This is a genomic window from Acetobacterium tundrae (assembly GCF_008086615.1).
Lineage (GTDB): Bacteria > Bacillota > Clostridia > Eubacteriales > Eubacteriaceae > Acetobacterium > Acetobacterium tundrae.
Genome location: NZ_RXYB01000045.1, coordinates 1 through 5,353 on the forward strand (window position 1 = coordinate 1; position 5,353 = coordinate 5,353).

Annotated in this window: 3 protein-coding genes and 1 rRNA gene; 3 read left to right on the top strand and 1 reads right to left on the bottom strand. The window is 37.4% G+C overall.

The features are described from left to right. Window positions 1-6: 6 nt before the first annotated feature. From rrf to FZC40_RS16760, 3 genes are all read left to right on the top strand, one after another. A 5S ribosomal RNA gene (rrf, locus tag FZC40_RS16750) occupies window positions 7-123 on the top strand. Between the two features lie 509 nt (window positions 124-632). Beyond that, on the top strand, window positions 633-2,810 hold the full coding sequence (gene recQ / locus FZC40_RS16755) for a DNA helicase RecQ (protein WP_148606473.1): 2,178 nt from the start codon (window positions 633-635) through the stop codon (window positions 2,808-2,810). Window positions 2,811-2,872: 62 nt separating this feature from the next. After that, window positions 2,873-3,490, top strand: coding sequence for a TetR/AcrR family transcriptional regulator (locus FZC40_RS16760; protein ID WP_148606475.1), 618 nt, complete (start codon window positions 2,873-2,875; stop codon window positions 3,488-3,490). Between the two features lie 210 nt (window positions 3,491-3,700). Here the strand turns inward: FZC40_RS16760 and FZC40_RS16765 are convergent, their stop codons facing one another. Then, window positions 3,701-4,771 (bottom strand): uroporphyrinogen decarboxylase family protein, encoded by a 1,071-nt coding sequence (locus FZC40_RS16765; protein WP_148606477.1) that lies wholly within the window; start codon window positions 4,769-4,771, stop codon window positions 3,701-3,703. Window positions 4,772-5,353 lie beyond the last annotated feature (582 nt).

The following is a 5,353-nucleotide window of genomic DNA, read 5'->3' on the forward strand; positions in this document are numbered from 1 at the left end:
AACTAGTCTCGCGACGATGGCGGAAGGGCTACACCTGTTCCCATACCGAACACAGAAGTAAAGTCTTCCAGCGCCGAAAGTACTTGGTGGGTAACTGCCTGGGAGGATAGGACGTTGCGGGACTTTTTATTTGCGCGAAAAATGAAGACGTGCAAAAAAACAGATATATGAACATTGATTCAAGTTCACTTGAAAATCAATGTTCATATATCTGTTTTTTTATAGGGCGAAGCCCGTGACGAAGGCGCAGCGATAGCGGAGACTGAGTTGCACGTCTTCATTTTTCAACCCACGTCAATTTAAAATTGCCATCTGGCGACTGACGGGACTGAGGCGCAGCGCAGCGGAGACGAAGTGTCGCATGAGCGAGTACAACAAACATTGATTCAAGTTCACTTGAAAATCAATGTTCATATATCTGTTTTTTTATAGGGCGAAGCCCGTGACGAAGGCGCAGCGTAGCGGAGACTGAGTTGCACGTCTTCATTTTTCAACCCACGTCCAGTCTGTAATCTAGCAAGATTGACGTTTGTCTGTTTGATTGCTATACTGAATGTTAAGAAGAGTTGAGTGGATGTTTAAATAAAAATTATTTTATTTTTGGCAAATCCATCAATTATTAGGAGGTTGCATTGACGCTTACAGAAAATTTAAGCCGCTATTTCGGCTATGATGACTTCAAAGAAGGTCAAGAAAAAATCATTCAGGCAGTCCTGAATGGCGAGGATGTACTGGGCATTATGCCCACAGGTGGTGGAAAGTCGCTTTGCTACCAGCTGCCAGCGATGCAAATGGAGGGAATCACCCTTGTCATCTCACCGCTGATTTCACTTATGAAGGATCAGGTCGATGCATTAACTGAAATGGGGATCTCCAGCACCTTTTTGAACAGTTCCCTGAATGATGCAACCTATAACCAGCGTCTGGAAGGCATCCAGAAGAATCAATATAAATTGCTTTATATAGCGCCCGAAAGATTGAATGCAAATTCTTTTCTAGAGCTTTCGAAACAGCTCAACATTGCCATGGTTGCAGTGGATGAAGCTCATTGCATCAGCCAATGGGGACATGATTTTCGTCCGCATTATCAAGAAATTCCTAGATTCATTGAATCGCTACCCCATCGTCCGGTAGTGGCTGCCTACACTGCGACGGCCACCGTTAAAGTCACACAGGAAATTAAGGAACTGTTGAAGCTGAGAAATCCAGTGGAATCGATCATCGGCTTTGATCGCCCCAATTTATTCTATCAGGTGGTTAAGACCGGGGATAAATTCAAATACGTAACGGATTCCGTAAAGCAGAACTTTCAAGATAAATCCGGGATTATCTACTGTGCCACCAGAAAAACAGTGGAAGGATTAACTGAAAAATTAACGACCAAAGGCTTTTCAGCTGCCGCTTATCATGGGGGAATGAGGCCAGAACTTCGTCAAAAAAATCAGAACGATTTTATTCATGATCGTGTTCATATCATGGTGGCGACCAATGCTTTCGGCATGGGAATCAACAAGCCTGATGTGCGTTTTATCATCCATTACAATATGCCGCAGAATATGGAGGCTTATTATCAGGAAGCGGGACGCGGCGGAAGAGATGGTGAAGTCAGCCATTGCACCATTTTGTATTCACCGGCGGATATTGTAAAACAGAAAAGGCTGATTCAACTTAATCAGACTTCCCCTGAACGCGAGAAACTGCTGTTTGAAAATTTACAATACCTGGTAGATTATTGTCATACTAATGAATGTCTCCGAAAGAAAATACTCGAATATTTCGGAGAAACACCAACTTTTGAGCGTTGCGAGAATTGTGGAAACTGTTTGGATGAATCGGAAATGATGGATATCACCATCGAAGCCCAGAAAATTCTTTCATGCATTTATCGTCTTAAAAATCGATTTGGCCTTAACATGATTATTTCCGTCCTGCGGGGATCAAAAAACAAAAAAATACTGGATCTGAAACTCGATGCGTTATCAACCTATGGCATCATGACAGATCACACGTCGGAAAGCCTTCGAGAAATTATCATGACGCTGGTTGCTAAGGACTATATTTTCGTCACTGCTGATGAATATCCGGTACTGAAACTCACAGCGGCGGCCGGCAGAGTCTTGAAAAGTGATGAGAAAGTCTTTCATAAAAAGCACTTGGTCGAAATGAAAGCTGTCAAAAATAAAAAGCAGAGCAAGGTAAAATACCCCATAGACTTTGATGAAATCTTATTTGATTTGCTGAAGGCACTTCGCTACAGCATTTCACAGGAAAAAGAAGTACCGCCTTTTATGATTTTTCACGATGCAACGCTGAAAGAAATGGCAGCTTATTTTCCATTGGATCAGGAAAGCTTCTTGAAAATTAGTGGCGTGGGACAGGCAAAGTTTGAGAATTATGGGGATCTCTTTATTAAAAAAATTCAAGTTTTTGTTGAAGCGAATCAAATTGAGATTAGAGAACGGAACGAAAATGAGATCATTCCCATTCAAGAAAAGATGGTCGAAAAAGAATCAAGAAGTGATTCTTATAAGAAAACTTATGACATTTATAAAAAAGGATTCTCTCTCGAAGAAATTGCTAGTGAAAGAGGGGTGACTCGAAACACAGTGATCGGGCATTTAATGCGTTGTGACCAGCAGGATAAACAGGTGGATTGGTCAAATTTTCTAGATGAAAAGAAAGAAGCGCTGATACTAAAGGCAATTGAAAAGACTGGTTTGGATCTACTGAAACCCATCAAGGAGGCACTGCCTGAAACGTGCAGCTATGAAGATATAAAAATTGTTATCCACAAAAACGGTTTGCAATAAATTTTTGATTGAGATATGAATGTGAACGAAACTTAAAATGAAAAGGATAAAGTGAGGATTTTATGCAGGAACATGTGAACCAACGAACATTACAGGCAAAACGAACGAAGAAAAAAATATTTAATACAAGTGTAGTATTAATCAATGAACGAGGATTTGATCATGTTACGGTAGATGACATTTGTAAGGAATGCGGAGTATCAAAAGGAGCATTTTACCATCATTTTAATTCTAAATTGGATATTATTTCTCAAATAGAAACAATGCTAAACAGCTCGCTTACAATTGCGATAAACGAATGTGATGATGTAAATATAAAAACACAGATATTATTATTTGTTAATTCGCTGTTATCAGTTGTTGATAAGACAGGACTTGAATTTACGAGGCAACGAACTAAATATGTCGTTGGCGGAGAATATGCAAAGGAAACAGGCGCTGATACTTTTTCTGTATTTTCAAGGGCGAAACTTAGGGAAGTTTTGCAATTCGCTGTAGATAGAGGTGAAATGATCAAAGAGACACCAGTAGATATGCTTACGGAAGTTATTATGACACTATTAAGCGGAATGATTGCAGATTGGTGCATATTTGATGGAGCGTATTCTTTAACAGAAAAAGGTTGGAAACTGACCAACTTTACAATATCCAATATGGTGGATAGTTATTGTAATAAATAGTAAGATCATTGCAAAATTTAAAGATAAGGATAATTAATTATTGTAGTATACAGTCTGATCGCTAGAACGTATATAACTAAATAATATAACTATCCTTAGAAAGTATTTTTATCCTAAATAAATATATAATATGTAAAACATCGTTTGTTAGCTATTATAGACCCAAAAGGTGCTTTGATAAATAAGAGACTTTTTACATATTATAAGATTTTAATTTATGTTTAAATCCATACCGGGAACTAATGATGGTTCAGAAACAGTGTTTGTTTTTAGTTTGCTTTGTGCGATAAATAACGAAACATCTTCAGCATATTTATCACTATAAAAGGTCCTTCCATAAATAAAGGATTCATTCAATGCATCCATCACTCGAGATGACAAGGCGACGGCGAAAGGAATATAGTAACCGTTTGTAGCAAAAAGATCTGTTTTTTCATGGACCTCAACTTTAATATCTTCCTCAGAAGAAGAGGGGCTATCAATAACATTTTGCGCATCCAAAGCACCCATGAAAATCAGTTTTCCATGATAATCATTATTCCATTGCTGCAAATCATTGATCGGTTGAACGGGATCTAATACATCCACTCCCATTTCAATGATTTCATCCACAATGCGATCAATTTTACCGCAAGAATGCATATCAAATAGGATATCAAGTTCATGTGCCGCGTTGATTACGCGTGTAACATGTGGCTTAATTAAGTCTCTCCAAATTTGGGGATTGAAGAACAAATCTTTCTGGCTACCCCAGTCATCCTGAAAATGGACCATATCAATATCGTAATACTTCTTTAAATACTTTAATTGGTCGATCTTGAAATCACATAATTTAGCAAAAAAAGCTTCACATTCATCTGGATCAGTCATTAAAGAACAAAGAGCATTTTCAAATCCCATTAAATCGTGTAATCTTTCAAAAGGACCGGATATTAACATTGCACATAATATCTTAGTTGGATCTTTTTCGGGAACATCTTCTTTTGCACATGCTTCCCAATCAATGGCACTTAAGTCAGGCCATTTGATTACTTCATGCCAATCACAGATATCTTCCAGAACCACAGGCATATTAGCTGTCGCCACAGGCATCATTGGCATTTCCGGATCTTCTGTCCAATGTACACCAAACCAATCATATCCAGTTCCAAAACCAGGAGCACGGTCTTCTATGGCTCTTGGTAAAACCATCTGTAAAAGACTTGGTTGATGAGGAACAAAATCTGGTTGTTCTTTGTTCACCATGCGATAAAAATTTTCACGTTCTGTTATTTTACTCATAATAACCTCCGATTTCTATTTTTGAAGATAAATACCAAAAGAATGACAGTCATAGTTACTTTTGAAATGAAGCATAATGAAATCCCGGGTTTAAATAAATTTTAAATCAATAAAGAAGATTATGTCAAATAACATATAACCGACTATCAGTATGTTAAAATAATTGTATTCGCTTTGTTCAAATTTGTCAATCAATAAATATTTACGAATTATTTAACTAGTTAAATTTAAAATGGTGATTGACTTGATTTAATCGCTTATTAAAAACGGATAAATTTCTGATAAACAAAAAGAAAATAAAATTCGAAAATGTATTGACAAAAGTCAGAAAAATCATTATACTAAATAAGTTGCCTTAAATAGTGACTGCAAAATCAATAAAAAAACATTTCAAAACAACTTGACAACTGAGGAAAACGACGATATACTATACAAGCTTCGTAAGAACGGAGCGACGGTCATAGAAAAGAGAATAGTACCATAAAACCTGTAAAACAGCCAAAACATTCGCAAGAATGCAAGCGGCCAAAATAGAAACAGAGAGATGCACTCTATAAAACATCAACTCGCAAGAGGATAAAA

What these genes read in the sequence shown, in the direction of transcription:
- FZC40_RS16760 (WP_148606475.1), top strand. Translation starts at nt 2,873, where the DNA reads ATGCAGGAACATGTGAACCAACGAACATTACAGGCAAAACGAACGAAG.
- FZC40_RS16765 (WP_148606477.1), bottom strand. Translation starts at nt 4,771, where the DNA reads ATGAGTAAAATAACAGAACGTGAAAATTTTTATCGCATGGTGAACAAA.